This window comes from Bacillus sp. 9.4 (assembly GCF_055486415.1).
Map to the genome: position 1 here is coordinate 231,502 of NZ_JBVFMU010000006.1, position 22,795 is coordinate 254,296.

Here is a 22,795-nt window from a genome sequence, read left to right on the forward strand (position 1 = left end):
CTCTGAAAAGGCCTTTTACAGGCCTTTTTTTCATGCCCTATGTTCTATCTGCCGCTACATGCCGCACGCCTTTCTTTCTTCTACAATGGCAATGGATCAAAAAAAGGAGTGAGACGACGTGCTGCAAGCAGAAAACATCAAAAAGGCATATGGAAAAAAAACAATCGTGAAAGGTATTTCTTTTTCCCTTCAAAAGGGGGAGTCGTTCGGTCTGCTCGGGCCAAACGGTGCGGGGAAATCCACAACCATTTCGATGATTTCCGGCCTTGTACCGCATGACAGCGGGAACATCACGGTGGGCGGCTATGTCATCGGAAAAGAAACGGCCAAAGCGAAACAAAAAATCGGCATTGTTCCGCAGGAAATTGCATTATATCCGACACTGACGGCTCATGAGAATCTTATGTTTTGGGGGAAAATGTACGGACTTACGCACGGTGAGGCCAAAAAAAGATCGGCTGAGGTCCTTGAATATGTCGGTCTGACTGAGCGGGCTAAAGATAAGATTGAAACGTTCTCCGGGGGGATGAAACGAAGAATCAACATCGGTGCGGCTTTAATGCATAAGCCCGAGTTGCTGATTATGGATGAACCGACTGTCGGTATTGACCCTCAATCGAGAAATCACATTTTAGAAACGGTCAAACAGCTCAACGAAACGGGCATGACGGTGATCTATACGAGTCATTACATGGAAGAGGTTGAGTTTTTATGCGACCGGATCGGGATAATTGATCAGGGGGAAATGATTGCGATTGGCACAAAAACTGATTTGTGCAGCCGCCTTGGAGGCGATACCATCATTCAGCTGACGGTCAGCGGGATCGATGAAGCGTTTCTTTTGGCGATCCGTTCCCTGGCTCATGTGAATGATGTAACAGTCCAGGAGTCAGAGCTCAAAATCGACATTTCTGCGGCTCATCATGAGAAAGTCGTCACCAGTCTGCTTGCTGAAGCCGCTGCTCATCATATAAACCTGCTGTCTCTTCAGGTGCAGGAACCGAATCTAGAGCGCCTGTTTCTGAATCTGACCGGCCGCACGTTGCGGGATTGAGGAGGGACGGCAATGAAAAAAAGCATATGGATCGCATGGAAAGATGTCAAAATCAGAATCACGGACAGAAAAGGGTTTATGATGCTTATCCTAATGCCGCTGATCCTAACGTGTATTTTAGGGGCGGCGCTCGGATCAGTTGTTGACGGAGGCAGCCGGATTGATGACATCAAAGTCGGCTACATTCAATCAGACCAGTCAGATGCAGCGAACATGTTTACAAAAGATGTTCTCAAAAAAATGAAGTCGATAAAGGCCACAAAAGCCGGCAGCGAAGACAAGATGAAGAAGCTGATTGATGAAAAGAAAATCGATGTAGGCATCGTCATCCCGAACCATTGGGAAGCCGGCAAAACCTCAGCTGTTGTTTATGCCGCACCTAATCAAACATTGAAAAGTTCCATCATCGAAACTGCTGCCAGCTCTTTTATAGAGCAATATAAAGCGGTAAAGGAAGCCGCGTCAGCCTCAATGGACTACATCAGCAAAACGGAAGCTGTACAGCAAGGAAAACTTGACCCTGCACAGTTTGCAGAAAAGCTGGCAAAGACGCTAGAAAAAGAAACAGGTGACAAGCTTACTATTGCGGAAAAATCTGTCGGCAGCAAAGCCGTTACCAGTTTTCAATACTATTCGGCGGCAATGCTTTGCATGTTTATGCTGTTTCATATGACAGTCGGGGCGAAATCGTTTTTACAGGAAAAGGATACGGAGACGCTTGCCAGAATGCTGATGACGCCTGCGCAAAAATCCGTCATTCTCTTCGGAAAATGGCTTGGGACGTATCTGTTTGCTATCATGCAATTTTTCATATTTCTGATCGTCACAATCAATGTTTTTGGTGTGGACTGGGGCGGCAATTTGCTGTTTGTGAGTGTACTCGGGCTTTCTTACGCTGCCGCTGTATCTGGCATTTCAATGCTGCTTGCGTCGTGCATCAGCGATATGAAATCTGCAGATGCGATAGGCGGCTTCGGTATTCAATTGCTTGCGGTTCTCGGCGGATCCATGCTGCCGCTGTATCAATTTCCGGACGTCTTGCAGTCTGTATCCAAAGCGGTGCCAAATCGCTGGGCGCTTGATGGCTTTCTTTCTTTAATGGAAGGAGGAGGCTGGTCTGACCTTCAAAAGCCTGTGCTTCTTTTTGCGGCGATCGGCCTTTGTTCACTTGTAATTGGTATCAGACGGCTTCATACAAGATAAGGAGGGTACAAAAGGTGAAAAAAATCATAGCCATTTGCGGCATTGAGCTTTCTCTCATTTTTAAGAAGCCGCAGAACTATTTGATCATGTTTGCTGCCCCGCTTTTGCTTACCTTTGTATTTGGGAGTATGCTCGGCGACAATGATGATAAGGTGCGGCTTGCAATCGTTGATCAGGACGATACGATTCTCTCACAGCATTATATTCGGCAGCTGAAGGCACACGATGATATGTATGTATTCGAAAACATGTCTGAAAGCAAAGCGTCAGAAAAGCTGAAACAAAAGAAAATTGCCGGGATCATCGTCATTTCCCGCTTGTTCCAGACACAGCTGGAAAAAGGCAAAAATCCTGAGCTGATTTTCCGTCACGGCCCCGAGCTGTCGGAAGCGCCGATGGTCAAACAATATGCAGAAAGCACATTGGCAACGCTCAATATTCAGGTGACCGCGGCGAAAACGGCATCTCAGACTGCGGGAGAAAACTGGAAGGCGGCGTATAAAACCGTTTTCGCCAAAAAACATGAAGATACGGTTCCGGCTGTAAAACGACAGATGCTCAGTGATAAAAAAGAGGGTGCGGAAGCAAGTGACACCGCCTCCAGAGCAGCAGGGTTTTCCATCCTGTTTGTCATGCTGACCATGATGGGAGCGGCTGGAACCATTTTAGAAGCAAGAAAAAACGGCGTCTGGTCCAGATTGCTTACAGCCTCTGTCAGCCGAGCCGAAATCGGTGCTGGGTATGTGCTTTCCTTCTTTGTCATTGGCTGGATTCAATTTGGCATATTGCTTCTTTCCACCCATTGGCTGTTTGGCATCAACTGGGGGAATCCGGCTGCGGTTATTGTATTAGTGTCACTTTTTCTATTGACCGTTGTCGGCATTGGATTGATGATTGCGGCCAATGTCAGAACGCCAGAACAGCAGCTTGCGTTCGGCAACTTGTTCGTCATCGCAACATGTATGGTGAGCGGGATGTATTGGCCGATCGACATTGAACCGAAATTGATGCAATCCATCGCTGAATTTCTTCCGCAAAAGTGGGCAATGAGCGGGCTGACGGAGATTATCGCTAACGGTGCCCGCGTCACAGATATTCTCGGAATCTGCGGCATTTTGCTTGCATTTGCAGCAATCACTTTCGCAGCGGGGCTTAAGGCGCTCCGAGCCTAAAAAAATCATCTGTCCCTCGGACAGATGATTTTTGCAATTATTTTGTTTCTTTTTCTGACAGCTGCAGCCTCTGTTCCAAATGCTGTTTCACGGATGGCCACTCACTGTCGATGATGCTGTAAAATACCGAATTGCGGAATGTTCCGTCTTTTCTGATCATTTGGTTTCGTAATATGCCTTCTTTAACTGCCCCCAGCCGTTCAATGGCCTTTTGTGATCTGATGTTCCGCTCATCCGTTTTGAATTGCACCCGAATCGTCTTCAGCTGTTCAAAGCAATACTGTAACAGCAAATATTTGCATTCAGTGTTGACCGAGGTGCCCCAGACTGAAGGATGAAACCATGTCCAGCCGATCTCAAGGCTCCTTGCAGCGGATGACATATACAGAAACCGTGTCGTGCCGACCATTTTTCCAGTCTTACGATGAATAATCACGAATGGAAATTCTGTTCCTGTTTCTTTCGTTTGCAGCGCCTCCTCAACAAAAGCCTCCATACCACGCAGTGTTGTGATCGTTTTCGGTAAATGGGTCCAGATGTTTTCATCATTTGCCGCTTCATATAAACCTTGAATATGGCTTTTGTCCATCGGCACCACTCGAATCAGTTCCCCTGTTAATTCGTGCAATGTCACATTCATCGTTCTTCCCCCGCATTCGTATTGGAGCAGCCTGAAGGCCGCTCCCGGTTAATCCTTATCTATCATAGCTAAAATTGATTCCAGCCAAGAAACGTAATTTTTCTCCCGCTCCAGCGCTTTCGTCAGCACAAGATAGTGGCCGAAGTCCGGTGAAGAAAATGACATTGGCTCTGCTGAAGCCATAAGCTTTTCATAGCTTCCCTGCAAGTCAGAAAGCTTGGCCTGGCGTTTTTGCAGCTGGTCTGTGAACAAATCAGAAGCCTCCTGGCGTGAAAGACAAGAAATGAAATAAGCCTTCAGCATAAATTCATCCTTCACCGTCTCGGGTATCGGCTGGTGGCGGATCAGCCAGTCATGAAGTTCCTGCTTTCCACTGTCTGTCAGGGTGTACATCTTTTTCTCCAGCTTTGTGCCCTGAATCGTTGTCCGGAACGTGATAAACCCTTCATCCGTCAGCTTTTTGAGCTCAGGGTAAATCTGGCTGTGCTTGGCGCTCCAAAACTGGCCGAGCTCCTCTTTAAAATAACTCGTAATATCGTATCCACTCAATTCGCCTTTTCGCAAAAGCCCTAATATGGCGTATTTTAATACTCTCATGCGATCCTCCATGTCTATGGCTGTTTCACAAAAAAGATGAGACCGTGCTCATCTGTGATCCTAACTGCCTATTCCCCTTATTATAGAAAAGGGAGAAAGGGAACACAACCGGGCTCTTTGGAAATGAAAATAAAATTTTTGTCAGAAGGTATCCGATTTATCTCCGTCAATGATATAAAAGAGATTTAAATTTAATTTTCAGAAAAAATATTAACTATATTGATTTTTTATGTATAATAGGAAATTGGTGGTATGAACATTTTAAGGGGGAATAAACGTGAAAAAAGTACTTATGTCATTCATTATTTGTTTATCGCTGATTCTATCTGTTTTAGCCGCTCCGCCGTCAAGTGCAAAAGCTGAATCAGTACATAATCCTGTCGTTCTTGTTCATGGAATAAGCGGGGCATCATACAACTTTTTCGCTATTAAAAACTACTTAATTTCTCAAGGCTGGCAAAGCAACAAACTGTACGCAATTGATTTTTATGATAAAACAGGAAATAACCTAAATAACGGCCCGCAGCTTGCTTCATATGTTGACCGTGTTTTAAAAGAGACGGGGGCAAAAAAAGTAGATATTGTGGCTCATAGTATGGGAGGCGCCAATACGCTGTACTATATTAAATATTTAGGCGGAGGCAATAAGATTCAAAATGTCGTAACGCTTGGAGGGGCTAATGGTTTAGTGTCATCAACCGCGCTGCCGGGTACAGATCCTAATCAAAAGATCCTCTATACATCTATTTACAGTCTCAATGATCAAATTGTCATCAATAGCTTGTCTCGGTTACAAGGAGCGCGAAACATCCAGCTTTATGGCATCGGTCATATTGGCTTGCTCTCTAATAGCCAAGTGAACGGCTATATCAAAGAAGGGCTGAATGGCGGAGGCCTCAATACAAATTAATATCTTCATCAAAAACCTGCAGTCTCCGTTACGGCAGGTTTTTTGCATTTTTCTAGCAATCTCGTCTGAGAAAGATACACCAATAAGCCAGAGGGGTTTATGACCTTAGTCTATCATGCATACGTCAATTTATGACATCAGGCACTTTTTCAAATAGAGCGGACATGTTAAGGTACAACCATCGATTTCTATCAATTTGAAATAAAAGGAGCGCTGTTATGCAAATTAAAGAAATTTTTATGATCCGCTGCATTTCGTGCTTAAGTGTCGTCTTGCTTCATATCATTTCAATGGTCCTGATGCTTCAGGCAGAAGCTCTTGCAGATATTTCTCACACTGTTGATTCTTTCCGCACACTCCTGATGTTCAGCACGCCCGCTTTTATTTTCATCTCTGAATTTTTACTGGCCCGTTCTTATCCTGACGGGGTGCCGGACGGTTTTTTAAAGAAGCGGGGAAAAGTGATTTTTGTTCCTTTTTTATTTATCGCGGCCATTGATGCGCTGCTGATGACCAGTGCGATGGGGGGAGAGGTAACCTTTCTCGCGTTTGTGCAAAAATATCTGGCGAACGTATTCTTAGGAAACTTTATCGGATACTTCATTCTCGTCATCTTTCAATTTTACATGCTGCATATGATGTTTCATGAGTATTTGAAAAAAGCATCGCCGAAATGGGTGCTGTCTATCTCATTTGTGGTGACAGCCGCTTATTTAGGCTATTTCTCCGCAGCCAGCCCGGCTCCCGCTTCAGAAGAGGGCGGGGGGTTTCCGTTCTTCTGGGTCCCCTTCGCAGGCTGGCTTTTCTACTTTTGTCTAGCCTACTATTGCGGAAAAGAATACAAGCGTTTTTTAGCGCTGCTGAACCAATACCGCTGGGTCGTATACGGTTGCGCAATTGCTTCTGGGGCGCTGGTTGTCACTGTTTCTTATGTGGGTGAAATCGGCATGATCAGCTCGAAGCGGCCTGATATCATGCTGTATTCAACAAGCATGATTTTCCTGTGTTTTCACTTGTTTTCCAAAATGAAGCATGTGCCGAAAATCATGATGTTTATCAGCAACTATTCCTTTTCGATTTATCTGCTTCATGCCTATTTTATGATTATAGGCTACGTGTTGCTTTTGAATATGCCCGAAATTCCCGCCGTACCGGCTGTTCTCCTGCTGTTTGCTGTGTGTACAGCCGGCCCGATTCTGACCTCGTGGGCACTGAATAAATTCAAATACGGGTATTTATTTGTGGGGAAAATTTATCAGCCAAAACAGAAGAAGGTAACAGTCGAAGTGCGTGATCACGCAGGGTGAAAAACAAGCGGCAGGAGGGCTCCTGCCGCTTGTTGTGTATTAAATCATACAGTATACACAATCTTTTTCTTGTAAAATAAAGGAGAAGATTGAATAGAAGGGAGAACATTCATGACATCAGTCAATCTAAGCTACCCAATAGGAGAATACAAGCCGAGGGAATCCATATCGAAGGAGCAAAAAGATAAATGGATTCAAGTACTTGAAGAAGTGCCGGCAAAATTGAAGCAAACTGTAGAGGGCATGACGGACAGCCAGCTTGACACACCGTACCGGGACGGTGGATGGACCGTTCGGCAAGTTATTCATCATCTGGCTGACAGTCATATGAACAGCTATATTCGTTTTAAATTGAGCTTGACGGAAGAGACACCGGCTATCCGTCCGTATGATGAAAAAGCATGGTCGGAGCTAAAAGACTCGAAAACGGCAGATCCGAGCGGCTCACTTTCGCTTTTGCAGGAACTTCACGGAAGATGGACGGCTCTGCTCCGCACTCTGACAGATCAGCAATTTAAGCGCGGATTTTATCACCCTGATACAAAGGAGATCATTACCCTGGAGAACGCGCTCGGCCTGTATGTCTGGCACTCACATCACCATATCGCTCATATTACGGAGCTTTCCAGACGAATGGGGTGGTCTTAACGCTTTTGCCGGCGGAAAGCCGGAATACTGATAGCAGCAATCACCAGAAGTGAGATCACAGCAGCCGCTGCATATAACTGATCATAGCCGCTGGCGACACTCGCATGAATGGCGTCGCTTATCGCGGTTTTGACTTCAGGAACGGGAATGCGTTCGATTTGTTCTTGTAAAGAAGAAACATCAGAACTGTCGATCTCCGGAATCATCTGCATCGCCTTCTCTGAATGTCCGCTATCCGATAAGCGGCTGTTGATCTCATCGCCTATTTGGTCAAACCCGGCTGTGATAAAACCTGCATAAAGAGTAGGCGCCAAGGTCAGTCCAATTTGCCTTACTAATGAAAGCGTGCCAAGGGCTGTGCCCTTATTTGTTTTTGCCGCTTCTGATACAAGGACGTTCAGCGGAGCGCCTAACAGAAAACCAAAACCGATCCCAGCTGCCACACTTGCGATCACAAACTCCCATTTTTCCGTCACCCAGAGCGGAAATAAAGCAAACCCCGCACATGAGATGATTCCCGAAAGAATAACGGTTTTTACAGGACCTTTTTTGTCGGTAAGTGCTCCGCCAAGCCAAGCGCCGATTCCGGAAGCCAACGCAAGCGGTGTCATCCAATAGCCTGCTTTTGCGGCAGGGACACCCAAATACTGTTCGACATATGACGGGATAAAAATGACTGCCGCCAAGAGCCCCCCGGATAACAAACCGATGATAAGCGTGCGCTGAAACATATGGTTTCGCAGCAGAGAATACGCCAAAATGGGATCGCCTCCTCGCATTTCAACTCTCTTTTCATACGAGATAAGCGCTGCAAAACAGAGTATGCCAAAAATAATACATCCATAAACCTTCGGATTCCCCAAGCTGTGTAAGAGATTTGCCCCGTCAAGGTTCGTCATGCCGTACATCACGGCTAAAATCGACAGGGACAGAAGGAAGATTCCGGCCGCATCGAGGCGCTTAGCTTCAGGTGCTTTTGTTTCCGCGATAAAGTATGCGCCGAAAACAACCAATAGCACGGCAATCGGCAAATTAATCAAAAACAGCCAATGCCAAGACCCGGTCCAATCAAGCAGAAAGCTTCCGATATTTGGCCCGAGCACAGCGGCCATCCCGTTCATTGCGCCAAGCAGCCCAAGCGCCTTCCCCTGTTTTTCCTTTGGAAGGGTCGCGAGAATGTGAGAGCTGCCGATGATGAAAATCCCGCCGCCTCCAAGCGCCTGAATCAGCCGCGATATCAGAAAGAGCGGGAAGCTTTGGCTCAAAGCAACAAGCAAAGAACCAAGTCCGAACAGGCAAACCTCAATGAGAAAGAGTTTTTTTCTGCCGTAGCGGTCGGAAAGCTTTCCGACGATTGGCACACTGACGCTAAGACCGAGCGTATAAAGGGTAATGCCCCATGATCCCCAGGAAGGAGAAACGGAAAACGACTCGTTTATCGTTGTTAAGGCAGCTGAAATAATTCCGTTATCTAGCGCAGCCATAAACACACCAATCGTAAACAGGCTGATCGCCCACTTTTGGCCTTTCTGCTCTGTTAATGCTTCAGACATATTCATCAACCCCTTTTTTATTCACTCAAAGTATATTATTCATTTTAAATGAACTAAATGTCAAATAAAAAAAGCCTGCTCCCGCAGTTTGCGGATGACAGACTTACAGATTTATTCTTTTTTCGCTTTCTCTAATGCTCTTGAAAGGATAGACAGCCCTTCGGAAACCGCCTGCTTTTCTTCAGGGGACAGCAGCTCTAATGAACGCTTCAATTTCAGGTGGCCTTTTTCATACAAACCCCGGAAAATATTTTTCGCATTTTCTGTCAACTGAACAACTACAGAGCGGCGGTCCTCTTCAGAATGTGAGCGTTTGACAAACCCTGATTTCTCAAGGCGGTCAAGCAGCCCAGTTGTATTGGACAGGGAAGCCCCCATTTTTTCAGCAATGTCGCTCACTTTCAATGTTCCATGGTTGTTTAATAGCATCAACACCTTCATTTGCGGCATGCTCATATCCAGCTTCATCCACTCGGACACATCACCGAGGCCGGCGGAAGTTAAGACTTTCATATAGAGCACCCATATTTCCCGTTCTTCCGATGAAAGAATGTTTTCGTTTAATACTGTTGTATCGTGTAAATTATATTCCATTTCATCACTTCCTCATCATTCACTCCTCTTACCATATTACTCGATTTTCACTCCTGAAAGAAAGTGAGCAGAAACCGCATGCGGGACTTTGTCCGAAAAATAACGGTAGTGTATAATGAGTTGGAGATTATTGGGGGAGAGGATCGAACTAGAATATGATTGGAGAGACCATTGCTGATTAAAAAGAATGCTTTATCAATATTAAAAATCGTTTTTCCTATTGCTGTTTTGCTATTTGTTATTTATCAATCGAAAAAAGAACTGACAAATCTGTCATTCAAACGTACGCTCATGGTCATCAACGGACTGGAACGAACGGACTTATTCATGCTTGTGTTGATCGGCTTGCTGGCTGTTGCGGCTATGTCGCTGTATGATTACGTCCTGAAATACTCACTGCGCCTATCGATCACAAACGGAAAAGTATTCAGGGTTTCCTGGATCGCCAATTCATTTAATAATGTGCTGGGCTTTGGCGGTTTAGCCGGCGTCGGGTTAAGAATGATGTTCTATAAGGAGCATACGAAAGACCATAAGGCACTCGTAAAAGGAATCGCCTGGCTCACATCATCTATGCTGCTCGGATTATCTGTTTTCAGCATTTTCGTCGCTGCGAGAGTGCTGCCAGTGGATGAAGTGATTCATGAAAAGCCTTGGCTATGGGCGGTCGTTATCGGTTTTGCGCTGATATTGCCGCTGTCTTTGATGGTGTCCAAAATAAAAGACCGTAAAGCTGGGGACGAAGAGAATGCGGATAAAGTGAAAAATCCGATTTTCGCATATATTGGAGCTTCAGTTGTTGAATGGCTCATGGCCGGGACCGTCATTTATTTTGCTTTGTTCGCTATGGGCATTCATGCAGATATCAGGTATGTGTTCGGGGTGTTCGTCATTGCGGCGATCGGAGGAATGATCAGCCTCGTGCCGGGCGGCTTCGGCTCGTTTGACCTTTTATTTTTGCTGGGGATGGAGCAGCTTGGCTATCATCAGGAGGCCATCGTTACTTCTATTGTATTGTACAGGCTCGCCTATTCATTTATCCCATTCATCTTGGGACTGTTCTTTGCCGCCGGCGACCTGACGGAAAATACAATGAAGCGGCTCGAAACGAACCCGCGCATCGCACCGGCAATTGAGACGACAAACGTTCTGCTTGTTGTTCAGCGTGCGGTATTAGTGAGAATTTTGCAAGGCTCGCTTTCCCTTATTGTGTTCGTAGCAGGTCTGATTGTCCTGGCCTCAGTTTCCTTGCCGATTGACAGGCTGACGGTTATACCGCACATTCCGCGCCCGGCGCTTTTGCTGTTCAACGGCCTGTCCTTAAGCTCAGCGCTCATTCTGCTGATTTTGCCGATCGAGCTTTATAAACGGACAAAACGTTCCTATACGATGGCCATTACAGCGCTTGTCGGCGGCTTTGTGTTCAGCTTTTTAAAAGGGCTTAACATCAGCGCGATATTTGTACTGCCGATGATTATCGTAATGCTTGTGCTATTGAAAAAACAATTTGTTCGCGAACAGGCATCCTATACACTGGGACAATTGATATTCGCTGTGGCGCTGTTTACTGTGGCGCTCTTTAACTACAATCTGATCGCGGGCTTTATTTGGGACCGGATGAAGAAGGTGCTGCGTCACGAGTATTTCGTCCACAGCACCTCGCATATTACACATGCAACCATCATGGCGATCATCATTGTGCCGCTGTTCTTCTTGATATTTACAGTGGTCTATCATAAGAGAACGAAACCGATCGGAGAGAAAGCTGACCCTGAGCGTCTTACTGCGTTTCTCAATGAAAAAGGGGGCAACGCGCTGAGCCATCTCGGTTTTCTTGGAGATAAGCGGTTTTATTTTTCTAGTGATGGGAATGCACTGCTTCTGTTTGGGAAAATCGCCAGAAGGCTGGTCGTGCTCGGCGATCCGTCTGGCCAAAGAGAATCATTCCCGCTCGTGCTGGAAGAATTTCTGAACGAAGCGCATCAGAAGGGATTCAGTGTTTTGTTCTATCAAATTGAACGAGAGGACATGGCGCTGTATCACGATTTTGGCTACAACTTCTTTAAATTGGGCGAGGAAGCATATGTAGATTTAAATACATTTACCTTGACTGGGAAGAAAAAAGCCGGCCTTCGGGCAATCAATAACCGCTTTGAGCGGGAGGAGTATACTTTCCATGTGGATCATCCCCCATTTTCTGATGCGTTTTTGGAGGAGCTGAAGCAAATCTCAGACGAATGGCTCGGCTCGAAAAAAGAGAAGGGATTTTCGCTCGGATTTTTTGATCCTTCCTATTTACAGAAAGCGCCGATCGCCTATATGAAAAATGCAGAAGGAGAGATCGTTGCATTCGCAAATGTCATGCCGATGTACCAGGAAGGAGAGATATCGGTCGATCTGATGCGCTATCGCGGCGACGCTCCAAATGGCATTATGGACGCATTGTTTATCCGTATGTTTTTATGGGCAAAGGAAGAGGGCTGCACGTCATTTAATATGGGGATGGCACCCTTGGCCAATGTCGGCACTGCCTTTACATCCTTCTGGTCCGAAAGGTTTGCCGCTGTCATTTTTAATAATGTCAGATACATGTACAGCTTCAGCGGCCTAAGAGCCTTTAAAGAAAAATACAAACCGGAGTGGCGAGGGAAATACTTGGCGTATCGGAAAAACAGATCTCTTTCTGTCACCATGTTCCTCGTTACACGTCTAATTGGCAAAAGCAAAAAAGACTCCGTCTAATAAGACGGAGTCTTTTTTTTATTTCGTTTTTAAGAAGTAGGTTTCAATATCATCAAGCAGATAGTTTGCGGCTTTAATTCCGCCTGCGGTTGTCCACACGACGTCATCGACTTCATGTGCATTACCTGACTTCACGGCCTTCAGGTTTTTCCATAGTGAACTGCTTGTCCACTGATTGGCCCATTTTTCATTTTCCTTTGCATTATCGGCTTTATAAGTGAAATAAAACAGCACATCAGCATCCATATCAGGAATGGATTCTTTACTGTCGGTTGAGAATGTAAATTGGTCCTTTTGTTTCTTAAACAGCTCCACTTGTTTTTCAGGGCGTTTGAAGCCAAGCTGGTCTAAAATAATCCCAGGAAATGAATCGGTATAATAGATTCTTGACTCACCGGATAAAAAGCGTACGACAGAAACGGTTTTGTTTGTCTGGTCGCCCAGCTTGTTTTTTAAATCAGAAACGCGTTTATCAAAATCGGCAATGACTTCCTTGCCTTTGTCCGCCTTATTCACCGCGTTGGCGTATAGAGTCAGGTTATCCTTCCAGTTCCCAGCCAAAGATTCAGCAAAAACGGTCGGAGCAATCGCATTTAACTGATCATAAATTTTTTCTTGGCGCACTTTGTTTCCAATAATCAAATCAGGCTTTAATTCTGCGATGGCTTCCACATTCGGTTCCGTTTCAAGACCGACGTTTTTAACGCCTTTCATGTCATCTTTCAGATAGTCATACCACGGGTCGCCCTTCCATGACTTTACGGCTCCGACCGGCTTAATGCCAAGCGCTAAGAGCGCCTCTGTTCCTTCATTAGTTAAAACAACAATCCGTTTTGGATTGGCGGGAATGTTGTCTGATGTCCCCATTGCATGTTTGACCGTTCTTGTTTTGCTGCTTGACCCCTCGCTGTTACTTGAACTTTCTGAACTATTACAGGCAGAAAGTACTATAACGGCCATTAAAAATACGAATAGCATGCTGATATGCTTTTTCATCTTTTTCCTCCCAATATTGAAATTCATTATCATTTAGATCATAATAAGCAGTGTTAAGAGTGTCAATCCCTAATTGAGGATTATTCTCAAAAACAAACATTACATAGTAAATAACTAGGAGAATTAGATCATGATCTGCAAAAAGGCATCTTCAAAATGGATTGTGTTAGTATGTCTGATTTTCATTTTACTGGCGGCTGTCTGCGCAAGCGTCGTGTACGGCTATACAGGTACGTCATGGAGACAGGTCTATCAGGCGTTTACTTCCTTCAACGGAACAAATGAGCATGTCATCATCAAGGATGTCAGGCTTCCGCGCGCTTTGGTTGCCACAGTTGTCGGCGCCTCGCTTGCAGCCGCGGGCGCTCTCATGCAGGCGCTTACAAAAAATCCGCTTGCGTCACCGGGGATTTTCGGGATTAACGCCGGTGCAGGTTTTTTTATTGTTGCCGGATCGTTTTTTCTGCATATTCAGTCACCTCAAGCATTAGTATGGAGCTCGTTTCTGGGGGCAGCATTTACCGCCGCGATCGTCTATGCAGCAGGCTCGCTTGGGAGGGAAGGGCTGACGCCAATCAAACTGACGCTGGCGGGAGCTGCCATGGCAGCTATGTTTTCTTCTCTGACACAGGGCTTGCTTTCTGTTAATGAACTCGAGCTTGCTCAGGTGCTTTTTTGGCTGACCGGCTCTGTGCAGGGCCGGAGTCTGGATCTGCTGATGACGATGCTCCCGTATGCAGCGGCAGCGCTTGTGATCTGCTTCTTTCTCGGCCAAAAAATTAATCTCCTCGTCATGGGAGAAGATGTGGCAAAAGGACTCGGCCAAAAAACTGGCCTGTTGAAATTTGTGATGGCGCTTTGTGTTGTCATGCTTGCAGGGTCCGCTGTCGCCATTGCCGGGCCGATTTCTTTTATCGGCATCATTATTCCGCATTTTGCCCGCTTTGTCGTTGGTAATGATTATCGCTGGGTTCTGCCATTTTCCGCTGTTTTGGGTGCCATTTTGCTTGTTTGCGCGGATATCGGTGCGCGATATATCATTATGCCTCAGGAAGTTCCTGTCGGGGTCATGACCGCCATCATCGGAATGCCTGTGTTTGTGTACATCGCAAGAAGGGGGGCGAAGCTATGAAACTTCGTTTTGGCATTACTGCGGCTGAAAAGAAAGCATGGATCGTCTTTTTGGTTTTACTGGGGTTAACAGCTGCTGTACTCATCATAAGCGCTGGTCTCGGACAAAGGTTTATTCCTCCCTGGGATGTAGCAAAAACATTCTTTGGTGCAGGTTCCAAACTGGATGAACTGATGATCATGTCGTTCCGCATGCCAAGAATTTTGACGGCTTTATGCGCCGGTGTCTGCTTGGCAGCGGCAGGCGCGATATTGCAGGGGCTCGTCAGAAACCCTCTCGCATCTCCGGATATTATCGGAATAACAGGAGGAGCGGCGGTAGCGGTCGTGCTTTTAATGATGTTCTTCTCAGACCGCAGCAGTTCACTTACGATCAGTCTGTCATGGCTTCCAGCAGCCGCATTTATCGGCGCATCGGCTGTCGGACTCATCGTCTATTTACTGGCATACAAAAATGGCGCCTCCACATTTCGGCTGGTGCTTATCGGAATCGGATTTTCAATGTCGGCGCAGGCGATGACTACCCTGTTGATGATCAAAGGTCCGATTTACCGGGCATCACAAGCCAATGTGTATATCACTGGGTCAGTTTATGGGTCAAACTGGCAGCATGTAAAAATAGCTATTATCTTATCTGTCATTCTCTTATTCATTTGTTTTGTCGCGCTAAAAAATATGAATATACAGGTGCTGGGTGAAGATATTGCGGCGGGTGCAGGAAGCGCTGTGCAGCGAAATCGTTTTTTCTTGCTCCTTTTGAGTACGGCTCTTACGGGTTGTGCAGTTTCAGTTGCCGGCACAATCGGTTTTGTCGGGCTGATGGCGCCCCATATTGCAAGACGGCTTGTCGGCTCATCTTATGGCGCGCTGCTCCCAACGTCGGCACTTATTGGAGCTCTGCTCGTTTTAACAGCTGATATCGTCGGCAGAACCTTATTTGCTCCGGTGGAAGTGCCGGCCGGCGTCTTTACAGCGGCTATCGGCGCACCTTATTTTATTTATTTGCTCTATAAAACAAGAAATTCTTGATTGTTACACCCATTTTCTTAAAAAAGGAAATGGGTTTTTTTGATAATGACTGAAGATTCGTAATTATTTTTGCTATACTGACAGAGACATTGATAAAGAAAGGGCGGCAGATGAATGAAAGAAGCAGAGGTATTAAAATATGAAGCATTTACAAGCAGTCCCGGCAAAGGAAACCCCGCAGGCGTCGTTTTGCAGGGAGACGATTATACGGAAGACGAGATGCAGATCATAGCTGAACGTGCCGGGTATTCAGAAACCTCCTTTATCCGAAAAAGCGAGTCGGCCGATCTTGAACTCCGTTACTTTACCCCTGGACACGAAATGAATTTGTGCGGTCATGCGACAGTTGCTTCTCTTTACGCATTATGTGAGAAAGGAATGCTGGAGAGCGGTAAAACGTACAGCATCCAAACGAAAGCGGGTATCCTGCCTGTGAAGATTTCTGAAAAAGATGGCCGTATTCATATCACGCTTGAACAGGCCTCTCCGCAATTCAAACCATTTACAGGCGATCGGAAAAAACTTGCGGACGCACTGGGTATCACCGATGAAGATTTTCATGAAGACCTTCCGATTGTGTTTGGCAGCACTGGGATATGGACAGCCATCGTTCCGCTTAAATCATTGGAGGCTTCCAAAAAAATGGTGCCAGATAACAAACAATTTCCGGAAGTGTTAGTTGATCTGCCAAAAGCTTCAGTCCATCCGTTTACCTTTGAAACCGTCCATCCCGACAGCGACCTGCACGGGCGCCACTTTTCATCCCCATATTCGGGAACGATTGAAGACCCCGTGACCGGCACAGCATCCGGCGTGATGGGGGCTTATATGAAACAATATGGCAATGCCAAGCAGCATAAATTTATCATTGAACAAGGGCAGGAAATTGGAAAAGACGGAAAAGTGGAGATCGAAATGAACGAAGCCGACGGCCATGTGAAAGTGAACATGACAGGAACAGCCGTTTACTCAGAAACCCGTATTCTTAAAATCTAATACGGATGATGGTTTACAAAAAGATGCACTTTCCGTTATCATTATGAAATGATAATCATTTTCAATTGCATAGGAAGGTGAGACGGTATGCCTCAAACCGAACAAATACATCAGCATTCAGCACTGCGGGACATCATACGCAGCAGAAGATCGATTCGAAAGTTTAAACAAGAGCCAGTACCTTCAGCAGTCATTCTTGACATGCTTGAAACGGCAAAATATGCGCCAAATCACAGAGTGACAGAGCCATGGAGATTTATTTACGTTTCCAGTGAGACAGGTAAAGCGAACCTCATCAATACATTTGCAGCGTTCTCTAAGAAATCCAAGCCGGATATGACAGAGGAAAAGCTTCAAAATTTCAAAAACACACTTGGGCGCGTTCCGGGATTTCTGCTCGTCGTGTTTCAGGAAGATGAAAACGAAAGAGCGCGGGACGACGATTTTGCGGCAACAAGCTCGTTGATTCAAAATCTTCAGCTTCTTGCTTGGGAAAAAGGAATCGGCATGGTTTGGAAAAGCGGAAAAATCCTTTATGACAAAGAAGTCCATCAGGCCTTTGGTTTGCATGATAATGAGCGTTTCGCCGCCATCATACAAACAGGTTATCCTGACGAGGCGCCGGAAGTGAAAAAACGCACACCGATCCGCGACCGGTTCACTGAAATGTAAAAAACCCCTTGTCTCAAACGGAGACAAGGGGTTTTTCATTAACAAGATTTCTTTTTCGCTCTGTTGTCGGCTGCTTTCGCACGCTCTTGCGCTTCGCGATCATCTGCATCAGCAAGCTCGGTTGAATATTCTTCGTAAACGCCGTCAGTTTCCCTTTTTAATGCATCGGGAACTTGTGGAAGCTTTTGTTTGTTTTTATCACGGTTTTTGTGGATATGATTTCTGCCCATATCAAATTCCCCCTAAAAGTGATATCAAACAAATATAGTATTTGGTTATAAGGGGCTATGTATTCCTACTTCCGCTTAGCAGCTTTTTCCGCTTTTTTAAATTCGCCTGAATAAAGAACTTCCTGCATTTTTTTCAGGTTGGCGCCTTGCTGATGCTTCTCCCTCTTTTTTTCCATAAAAAGGACCTCCTTCAACCATGTTATTCTTAAGGTTGACCCTTCCTGCTGTTTTTATACAGTCTTTCGGTCTGCTATCAGCTGTGAGAGTGCAAATTCAAGATCCGAATATGTAAAACGAAATCCAGAGGTTATCACTTTTTTCGGAAGAGCGCGCTGTCCTTTCACAATCAAAAGACTCATTTCACCCAATGCTTTTGATAAAAAGAATTCCGGGACGGGGAGCCAGTGCGGGCGGTGCTTCACCCGTGCAATCGTTTTTCCGAATTGCTTCATGTCCACAGGATTGGGCGCGGTGACATTCATTGGGCCTGAGATGCCGGCGTTTTCCACCGCATATCGGATCATCTGGGCCGCATCCTCGACATGAATCCATGACAGCCACTGCCTTCCCGTTCCGATCGTTCCGCCGGCCAGAAACTTATAGGGGAGAATCATGAGCGGGAGAGCGCCTTTTTCTCCAAGCATCACGCCAAATCTCGCATAAACCGTCCTGATGCCCATCGCCTCAATATGCTGTCCTTCCTTTTCCCACAGGTGTGCAGTATGGCTGAGAAAATCCTCATCTGACGTTGCAGAATCCTCTGTAAAGGTTTTCTCAAGGCTTGTGCCGTAAATACCCACGGCACTGGCTTGGATCAGTGTCTGCGGCTTCTCCTTCTGTTTCTGAATAAGCCGCTGCACTTCACGCGTCGCATTGATACGGCTGGAGAGAATGTGCTGCTTCGTTTTTTCCGTCCAGCGGCCAAAAATCGATTTTCCCGCAAGGTTTATCCAGACATCAATATGAGGAAGTTCCTGCTCCGGGGCGGCTCCTTCCGTCAGCCATTGGACATATGTCATATTTTTTTGTTCAGTTTCCCGTGCGTTTCTTGATAAAATATAAACATGGTGTCCCTGGCGGGTAAGAACGCCTGTCAGATGCTGGCCGAGAAAACCGGTTCCGCCCGTCATTGCGATATTCATGAACATCTCTCCTCATCGTTCTAATAAATATACTTTACCTCATTGTAATAAAAGAAAACGCGTTTCAGGCCTGAGAAGGGAGATTAAGATGCCGTTTATTACAAAAATATCAACGCAAAAAAAGAATACGGAACGCTTCAATATTTTTCTGGATGATAAATACGCCTTCAGCGTGGACGCGGATGTGCTCGTGAAATTTGAGCTCAAGAAGGGAAAAGAACTCGATGATCTTGACATCATTGAGATTCAATACGGCGATGAAGTGAAGAAAGGCTTCAACCGTGCGCTTGACTTTTTATCCTATCGAATGCGGTCGACGAAAGAGGTCGAGGACCACTTAAAGAAAAAAGAAACCTCGCCCCCCGTCATTGCGGAAGTCATCCATAGGCTTAACGATTACAAGTACTTAAACGACCAGGAATTTGCCGCAGCCTATGTCAGCACTCACAAAAAAACAAACGGAAAAGGCCCTGATGTTTTGTTCAGAGAGCTAAGAGCGAAGGGAATTGATGACGATACAATTAAGGAGGCGCTAAGTTCCTTTTCCTTTGAAGATCAGACAAGAGAAGCGGTCAAGCATGTTGAAAAGCTTCTCAAAAAAGATAAAAAGCTTTCGACGAAAGAACTCAAACAGCGCGCCCAGCTGCAGCTTCAGCGCAAGGGCTTCTCATTTGATGTTATCAGCGCAGCGATGGATCAGATTGAATATGAAAATGATGAAGACACAGAGAAAGAAGCGCTGCGTCTTCACGCGGAAAAAGCGTTTAGAAAATACCGCTATGACGGCTCATATGAAAGCGCCATGAAGGTCAAACAATTTTTATTCCGCAAAGGATTCTCACTCGATTTAATCGAGCAATTACTGCAGGAAGAGGAGTACTGAAATGGACAAACGATACAGTCAAATGACACCGCACGAACTCAATACCGAAATCGCATTACTTTCTGAAAAAGCAAGAAAAGCCGAACAGCATGGAATCATAAACGAACTGGCAGTGCTCGAACGGAAAATTACGATGGCAAAAGCATATTTGCTGAACCCGGAAGATTACTCACCGGGAGAAACATATCGTGTGGAAAACACTGAGGACGAGTTTACCATCAGTTATTTAAATGGCGTTTTCGCATGGGGATACAGAACCTCTTCCCCTCAGCAAGAGGAAGCGCTGCCAATCTCAGTATTGCAAGAAAAAGAATAAAGCGTAACAGGAGGCTGATTATCAGCCTCTTTTTGTTTGCAGCACATTTACACGAATTCTTAAAGAAAAAATCATTGAATTCACTTGAAAAATCTTTTAAGATGAAACTCGTTGTTTTTTAAAATCAAAGGAGGCGATGACGTTGAGTATCAAAAACCCATCTGTAAAATTTATTATATTTGTTCTTATGATTTGTACATTTTCAATCGGCTATACAGAATACGCGGTGATGGGTATTTTGACGTCGATTGCCAATGACTTTCATATACAGGTTTCATCCGCAGGGCTTCTTGTCACGGCTTATGCGGCAAGCGTTTGTTTGACAGGGCCGCTCGTCACCATCATTTCCGTCAAGCTTCCGAGAAAGCCTGTGCTTCTTGGGCTGATGACGGTTTTTATCCTTTCAAACCTGATGAGCGCACTGGCGCCGAATTTTGCGGTATTGGCCATTTCAAGAATTTTATCTGCGTCCATTCACGGCGCTTTCTTCGCGATTGCCATGGTATTCGCAGGTGAAATGGTTCCGCCGGAAAAGCGTGCTGCAGCTGCTGCTTCAATGAACGGCGGACTGACAGTGGCTCTAATGCTTGGTGTTCCATTCGGCTCTTATCTCGGAGATGTCCTGAATTGGAGAGCGGTGTTTTCCATCATTACGGCACTTGGTGTCATCGGATTTTTAGGCCTTATGGCTGCCGTGCCGAACAGAAAACCAAAAGTGATCCCAATGCTTATGAATGAGTGGGGGGTTTTTAAACACAAACAAGTGCTGTTTTCCTTCGCAATTACCATTTTAGGCTATTCCGGTGTCTTTATCGCCTACACCTTTATCGAACCCATTTTGAGGCATTCAGCCGGATTCAGCACGGTTGGCATTACAGGTGCTCTCTTTGCGTATGGATTGGGAGGCGTTGCCGGGAATTTCTTTGCTGGAAAAGTACCGCTGCCTTTGCTGACTCGGACGATGATCGGCGTAATGATCGGTTTAATCGGTGTTCTGGCTGTATTTCCTTACATCGCCATTTACCCGGCTGCAGCCATTGTGGCAACGTTCCTATTCGGGGCATGCGCATTCGGCACGCCGCCTCTTTTGCAAACAAAGGTCATTTCATCATCTGAGGGCGGCACAACCATTGCCGCGGCTGTCAGCGTATCAGCATTTAACCTTGCCAATGCCCTTGGTGCATGGATCGGCGGAATGATTTTAAACGGAACAGGCTCTTATTCCTGGCTGTTTGCAGGCGGTGCGCTTATGACCGCATGCGGACTTTTGCTTTCTACCTTTGCACACTTATCAGAAAAGAAGAGCGTCTACGAATATCAAGTCAATAAAGGGTAAAAACAGCTGCAGTGTATGCAGCTGTTCTTCTTTACCGTTTGCCTGAGGCTCTCATTCTTTCTTGAGGATGCTGATTGATAGATCCGTCAGCACGCTTAGAAGCATAGTCGTCCTTTGCTCTCGGTTCACCCTGAAATTTGTTTTCGTTTTCGTAAGGAAATCCTTTTTCTTTATTTCGGACCATGTCATATCCCCCTAGGTTCGAGATCAAAAAGTTGCGTCTTTCCAGATGAAGACGTAAGGTTAGTATATGGAAAACACCACGTAATAAAGCGTTATTTTTTTCCTGAAGAAAGGAGACTGCACACATGAATAGTTACATTGAGAAACTGACTAATCTGCTTCTGGAAAAGAACGAGATGATCAGCTATATACAGGCAAAAACGTGGGTGGAATTGTTATGGAGCGATTTCGAAGCAACCTATGCAAAAGCCGGACACGCCTATCAAGGTGAAAAAATGACTGAAAAAATCGTCACACAATGGATTGAAAACTATGGCGGCCAGCTCCACCTTTTTCAAAGCTCCCGTAACGACGTGAATGATTACTTAAATCAAAGCAGAGGCCTTTTGCATTAAAAACCTGCCGTTAACGACCGGCAGGTTTTTTCATTTTCTTAAAATTACCTTAACAGGAAGAAATCATAAACAAAACATGTTTCACCAGCCTGTCAATCAGGGAATACCACTTATATCTTGTCAAAATGCGAGGAGGAGCTTTATATGAAAAAGAAACAAGTAATGCTCGCTTTAACAGCTGCCGCAGGACTGGGTTTGACAGCACTTCATTCCGCTCCCGCAGCAAAAGCTGCGCCCCTTCACGACATATCTGTCAGCATGCCATCATCCGATACTTACATCATAAAAGCAGGAAAACTGAATGTCCGGACTGAGCCAAATCATGAAGGTGATATTCTCGGCACTGTATCATCAGAACAAAAGGTAAAAGTCGATAGGTTCGTAAATGCCGATTGGGCTCAAATTCATTTCAAAGGAAAGAAAGCATATATCTCAACCCACTTTTTAATGAAAACCGCAAGCCAAGCGAAAACAACGAAACAGACAGCCTTCTATACACCGACGCCCGAAAACGGAAAAGCTAAGCAGCTCTCATCTGGAACAGAGGTGACAATACTCGGGTGGGGATTTAGTGAAAACGGAGGATTTGACTTCACTTGGGCGTTCGTGGATTATGGCAGTGTAATAGGCTATATTCACACAAAGGATTTACAAATGCGATAAAAAGGCAGGCCGAGGCTTGTCTTTTTGCCTATGCATGAAACATTTCTTCTTTCTGCACGTAACAATGAGAAAGGAGGTGATGATATGACGGGTTTAGTCGGCGGAGGGCTTATGATCATTGCGGGCATACTGATCAAACTGTTTCCTCCCAAATCGATCAACAGTGTGTATGGATACAGAACGAGACGCTCAATGTCAGATCAAAGATTATGGAATGAAGCGAACCGTTACAGTGCATCATTAATGATCCTGTCAGGCTTGGTGATTGCGGGAATGGGTTTGCTGCTGGGATCAAACTTGATTATTCTTCAGCTTATCCTGCTGATTGCCGCCTGTGTCATAACATTTATGCTAACGGAGAAAAGGCTGAAAATCATGACGCACAGTCAAGGAGGAGATTGAA

General features: G+C 45.5%; 26 protein-coding genes. 17 read left to right on the forward strand and 9 right to left on the reverse strand.

Features of this window, described 5'->3' with window-relative positions; all coding sequences use genetic code 11:
* Positions 1-118: 118 nt before the first annotated feature.
* From lnrL to lnrN, 3 genes are read left to right on the forward strand one after another with little or no spacing between them, the layout of a single operon-like run.
* Entirely contained in the window at positions 119-1,054 is a 936-nt protein-coding gene (gene lnrL / locus ACZ07B_RS20485) for a linearmycin resistance ATP-binding protein LnrL (protein WP_024572985.1), read from the forward strand.
* 12 nt (positions 1,055-1,066) lie between these two features.
* The gene (gene lnrM, locus ACZ07B_RS20490) at positions 1,067-2,257 is read left to right on the forward strand and encodes a linearmycin resistance permease LnrM (RefSeq protein WP_464877611.1); all 1,191 of its coding nucleotides are present in this window, start codon (positions 1,067-1,069) and stop codon (positions 2,255-2,257) included.
* A 14-nt stretch (positions 2,258-2,271) separates the two neighbouring features.
* Positions 2,272-3,429, forward strand: a complete 1,158-nt coding sequence (gene lnrN, locus ACZ07B_RS20495) for a linearmycin resistance permease LnrN (protein WP_464877612.1) — start codon at positions 2,272-2,274, stop codon at positions 3,427-3,429.
* A 37-nt stretch (positions 3,430-3,466) separates the two neighbouring features.
* Here the strand turns inward: lnrN and ACZ07B_RS20500 are convergent, their stop codons facing one another.
* On the reverse strand, positions 3,467-4,069 hold the full coding sequence (locus tag ACZ07B_RS20500; RefSeq protein ID WP_134156954.1) for a GNAT family N-acetyltransferase: 603 nt from the start codon (positions 4,067-4,069) through the stop codon (positions 3,467-3,469).
* A gap of 48 nt (positions 4,070-4,117) precedes the next feature.
* Positions 4,118-4,666, reverse strand: a complete 549-nt coding sequence (gene padR, locus ACZ07B_RS20505) for a transcriptional regulator PadR (RefSeq protein WP_029726850.1) — start codon at positions 4,664-4,666, stop codon at positions 4,118-4,120.
* A 277-nt stretch (positions 4,667-4,943) separates the two neighbouring features.
* Here padR and estB point away from each other — a divergent pair, with 277 nt between their 5' ends.
* From estB to bstA, 3 genes are all read left to right on the forward strand, one after another.
* Complete coding sequence (gene estB, locus ACZ07B_RS20510; RefSeq protein ID WP_251188104.1) at positions 4,944-5,576, forward strand: esterase EstB; 633 nt, start codon at positions 4,944-4,946, stop codon at positions 5,574-5,576.
* A 218-nt stretch (positions 5,577-5,794) separates the two neighbouring features.
* Positions 5,795-6,883, forward strand: coding sequence for an acyltransferase family protein (locus tag ACZ07B_RS20515; RefSeq protein ID WP_464877613.1), 1,089 nt, complete (start codon positions 5,795-5,797; stop codon positions 6,881-6,883).
* A 111-nt stretch (positions 6,884-6,994) separates the two neighbouring features.
* A complete protein-coding gene (gene bstA, locus ACZ07B_RS20520; RefSeq protein WP_327846018.1) occupies positions 6,995-7,531 on the forward strand; it encodes a bacillithiol transferase BstA in 537 nt (178 codons plus the stop codon).
* On the opposite strand, the gene ACZ07B_RS20525 is transcribed toward bstA, so the two are convergent.
* Positions 7,528-9,084 carry an MFS transporter gene (locus tag ACZ07B_RS20525; RefSeq protein ID WP_464877614.1) on the reverse strand — a complete coding sequence of 519 codons (1,557 nt, stop codon included), beginning with the start codon at positions 9,082-9,084 and terminating at the stop codon, positions 7,528-7,530. The two genes, bstA and ACZ07B_RS20525, sit on opposite strands and share 4 nt — an antisense overlap.
* 111 nt (positions 9,085-9,195) lie before the next feature.
* Positions 9,196-9,678 (reverse strand): MarR family transcriptional regulator, encoded by a 483-nt coding sequence (locus ACZ07B_RS20530; RefSeq protein ID WP_014663255.1) that lies wholly within the window; start codon positions 9,676-9,678, stop codon positions 9,196-9,198.
* Between the two features lie 171 nt (positions 9,679-9,849).
* Here ACZ07B_RS20530 and mprF point away from each other — a divergent pair, with 171 nt between their 5' ends.
* Entirely contained in the window at positions 9,850-12,420 is a 2,571-nt protein-coding gene (gene mprF, locus ACZ07B_RS20535; RefSeq protein ID WP_464877615.1) for a bifunctional lysylphosphatidylglycerol flippase/synthetase MprF, read from the forward strand.
* A gap of 18 nt (positions 12,421-12,438) precedes the next feature.
* Here mprF and ACZ07B_RS20540 read toward each other — a convergent pair whose 3' ends face one another.
* Positions 12,439-13,416 carry an ABC transporter substrate-binding protein gene (locus ACZ07B_RS20540; RefSeq protein WP_042975711.1) on the reverse strand — a complete coding sequence of 326 codons (978 nt, stop codon included), beginning with the start codon at positions 13,414-13,416 and terminating at the stop codon, positions 12,439-12,441.
* Positions 13,417-13,546: 130 nt separating this feature from the next.
* Here ACZ07B_RS20540 and ACZ07B_RS20545 point away from each other — a divergent pair, with 130 nt between their 5' ends.
* The 4 genes from ACZ07B_RS20545 to ACZ07B_RS20560 all read left to right on the forward strand — a co-directional run bounded on the left by ACZ07B_RS20545 (position 13,547) and on the right by ACZ07B_RS20560 (position 17,244).
* Positions 13,547-14,548 carry a FecCD family ABC transporter permease gene (locus ACZ07B_RS20545; RefSeq protein WP_017696455.1) on the forward strand — a complete coding sequence of 334 codons (1,002 nt, stop codon included), beginning with the start codon at positions 13,547-13,549 and terminating at the stop codon, positions 14,546-14,548.
* Entirely contained in the window at positions 14,545-15,576 is a 1,032-nt protein-coding gene (locus ACZ07B_RS20550; protein WP_464877616.1) for a FecCD family ABC transporter permease, read from the forward strand. The genes ACZ07B_RS20545 and ACZ07B_RS20550 overlap by 4 nt, the downstream gene beginning before the upstream one ends.
* A gap of 114 nt (positions 15,577-15,690) precedes the next feature.
* Positions 15,691-16,572, forward strand: a complete 882-nt coding sequence (locus tag ACZ07B_RS20555; RefSeq protein ID WP_464877617.1) for a PhzF family phenazine biosynthesis isomerase — start codon at positions 15,691-15,693, stop codon at positions 16,570-16,572.
* A gap of 87 nt (positions 16,573-16,659) precedes the next feature.
* Complete coding sequence (locus tag ACZ07B_RS20560) at positions 16,660-17,244, forward strand: nitroreductase family protein (RefSeq protein ID WP_151870324.1); 585 nt, start codon at positions 16,660-16,662, stop codon at positions 17,242-17,244.
* Positions 17,245-17,282: 38 nt separating this feature from the next.
* On the opposite strand, the gene ACZ07B_RS20565 is transcribed toward ACZ07B_RS20560, so the two are convergent.
* The 3 genes from ACZ07B_RS20565 to ACZ07B_RS20575 form a co-directional block, all read right to left on the reverse strand.
* The gene (locus ACZ07B_RS20565; RefSeq protein ID WP_464877618.1) at positions 17,283-17,474 is read right to left on the reverse strand and encodes a YfhD family protein; all 192 of its coding nucleotides are present in this window, start codon (positions 17,472-17,474) and stop codon (positions 17,283-17,285) included.
* 65 nt (positions 17,475-17,539) lie between these two features.
* Positions 17,540-17,650: a YfhE family protein gene (locus ACZ07B_RS20570; protein WP_003223230.1), complete on the reverse strand. Its 111-nt coding sequence runs from the start codon at positions 17,648-17,650 to the stop codon at positions 17,540-17,542.
* Positions 17,651-17,704: 54 nt separating this feature from the next.
* Positions 17,705-18,616, reverse strand: a complete 912-nt coding sequence (locus ACZ07B_RS20575; RefSeq protein WP_464877619.1) for a TIGR01777 family oxidoreductase — start codon at positions 18,614-18,616, stop codon at positions 17,705-17,707.
* Between the two features lie 88 nt (positions 18,617-18,704).
* Between ACZ07B_RS20575 and recX the strand changes: the two genes are divergently transcribed.
* The 3 genes from recX (at position 18,705) to ACZ07B_RS20590 (ending at position 21,151) form a co-directional block, all read left to right on the forward strand.
* Entirely contained in the window at positions 18,705-19,499 is a 795-nt protein-coding gene (recX, locus tag ACZ07B_RS20580) for a recombination regulator RecX (protein WP_003243354.1), read from the forward strand.
* 1 nt (position 19,500) lies between these two features.
* The gene (locus ACZ07B_RS20585; protein ID WP_024573179.1) at positions 19,501-19,815 is read left to right on the forward strand and encodes a YfhH family protein; all 315 of its coding nucleotides are present in this window, start codon (positions 19,501-19,503) and stop codon (positions 19,813-19,815) included.
* 142 nt (positions 19,816-19,957) lie between these two features.
* Positions 19,958-21,151, forward strand: coding sequence for an MFS transporter (locus tag ACZ07B_RS20590; protein WP_464877620.1), 1,194 nt, complete (start codon positions 19,958-19,960; stop codon positions 21,149-21,151).
* 31 nt (positions 21,152-21,182) lie between these two features.
* On the opposite strand, the gene ACZ07B_RS20595 is transcribed toward ACZ07B_RS20590, so the two are convergent.
* A complete protein-coding gene (locus ACZ07B_RS20595; protein WP_003223241.1) occupies positions 21,183-21,335 on the reverse strand; it encodes a small, acid-soluble spore protein K in 153 nt (50 codons plus the stop codon).
* 124 nt (positions 21,336-21,459) lie between these two features.
* On the opposite strand from ACZ07B_RS20595, the gene ACZ07B_RS20600 reads away from it, so the two are divergent.
* From ACZ07B_RS20600 to spdL, 3 genes are all read left to right on the forward strand, one after another.
* Entirely contained in the window at positions 21,460-21,729 is a 270-nt protein-coding gene (locus ACZ07B_RS20600) for a YfhJ family protein (RefSeq protein WP_464877621.1), read from the forward strand.
* A gap of 144 nt (positions 21,730-21,873) precedes the next feature.
* Entirely contained in the window at positions 21,874-22,392 is a 519-nt protein-coding gene (locus ACZ07B_RS20605; RefSeq protein ID WP_464877622.1) for an SH3 domain-containing protein, read from the forward strand.
* Positions 22,393-22,476: 84 nt separating this feature from the next.
* Entirely contained in the window at positions 22,477-22,794 is a 318-nt protein-coding gene (spdL, locus tag ACZ07B_RS20610; protein ID WP_021481164.1) for an SdpC immunity protein SpdL, read from the forward strand.
* Position 22,795: the final 1 nt, after the last annotated feature.

Coding starts and splice junctions, on each gene's coding strand:
- spdL (WP_021481164.1), top strand. CDS start 22,477: ATGACGGGTTTAGTCGGCGGAGGGCTTATGATCATTGCGGGCATACTG.
- recX (WP_003243354.1), top strand. CDS start 18,705: ATGCCGTTTATTACAAAAATATCAACGCAAAAAAAGAATACGGAACGC.
- ACZ07B_RS20575 (WP_464877619.1), bottom strand. CDS start 18,616: ATGAATATCGCAATGACGGGCGGAACCGGTTTTCTCGGCCAGCATCTG.
- ACZ07B_RS20500 (WP_134156954.1), bottom strand. CDS start 4,069: ATGAATGTGACATTGCACGAATTAACAGGGGAACTGATTCGAGTGGTG.
- ACZ07B_RS20595 (WP_003223241.1), bottom strand. CDS start 21,335: ATGGTCCGAAATAAAGAAAAAGGATTTCCTTACGAAAACGAAAACAAA.
- ACZ07B_RS20545 (WP_017696455.1), top strand. CDS start 13,547: ATGATCTGCAAAAAGGCATCTTCAAAATGGATTGTGTTAGTATGTCTG.
- lnrM (WP_464877611.1), top strand. CDS start 1,067: ATGAAAAAAAGCATATGGATCGCATGGAAAGATGTCAAAATCAGAATC.
- ACZ07B_RS20530 (WP_014663255.1), bottom strand. CDS start 9,678: ATGGAATATAATTTACACGATACAACAGTATTAAACGAAAACATTCTT.
- ACZ07B_RS20565 (WP_464877618.1), bottom strand. CDS start 17,474: ATGGGCAGAAATCATATCCACAAAAACCGTGATAAAAACAAACAAAAG.
- ACZ07B_RS20605 (WP_464877622.1), top strand. CDS start 21,874: ATGAAAAAGAAACAAGTAATGCTCGCTTTAACAGCTGCCGCAGGACTG.
- ACZ07B_RS20570 (WP_003223230.1), bottom strand. CDS start 17,650: ATGGAAAAAAAGAGGGAGAAGCATCAGCAAGGCGCCAACCTGAAAAAA.
- ACZ07B_RS20540 (WP_042975711.1), bottom strand. CDS start 13,416: ATGAAAAAGCATATCAGCATGCTATTCGTATTTTTAATGGCCGTTATA.
- ACZ07B_RS20600 (WP_464877621.1), top strand. CDS start 21,460: ATGAATAGTTACATTGAGAAACTGACTAATCTGCTTCTGGAAAAGAAC.
- bstA (WP_327846018.1), top strand. CDS start 6,995: ATGACATCAGTCAATCTAAGCTACCCAATAGGAGAATACAAGCCGAGG.
- ACZ07B_RS20585 (WP_024573179.1), top strand. CDS start 19,501: ATGGACAAACGATACAGTCAAATGACACCGCACGAACTCAATACCGAA.
- ACZ07B_RS20560 (WP_151870324.1), top strand. CDS start 16,660: ATGCCTCAAACCGAACAAATACATCAGCATTCAGCACTGCGGGACATC.
- ACZ07B_RS20550 (WP_464877616.1), top strand. CDS start 14,545: ATGAAACTTCGTTTTGGCATTACTGCGGCTGAAAAGAAAGCATGGATC.
- padR (WP_029726850.1), bottom strand. CDS start 4,666: ATGAGAGTATTAAAATACGCCATATTAGGGCTTTTGCGAAAAGGCGAA.
- ACZ07B_RS20515 (WP_464877613.1), top strand. CDS start 5,795: ATGCAAATTAAAGAAATTTTTATGATCCGCTGCATTTCGTGCTTAAGT.
- ACZ07B_RS20525 (WP_464877614.1), bottom strand. CDS start 9,084: ATGTCTGAAGCATTAACAGAGCAGAAAGGCCAAAAGTGGGCGATCAGC.
- ACZ07B_RS20555 (WP_464877617.1), top strand. CDS start 15,691: ATGAAAGAAGCAGAGGTATTAAAATATGAAGCATTTACAAGCAGTCCC.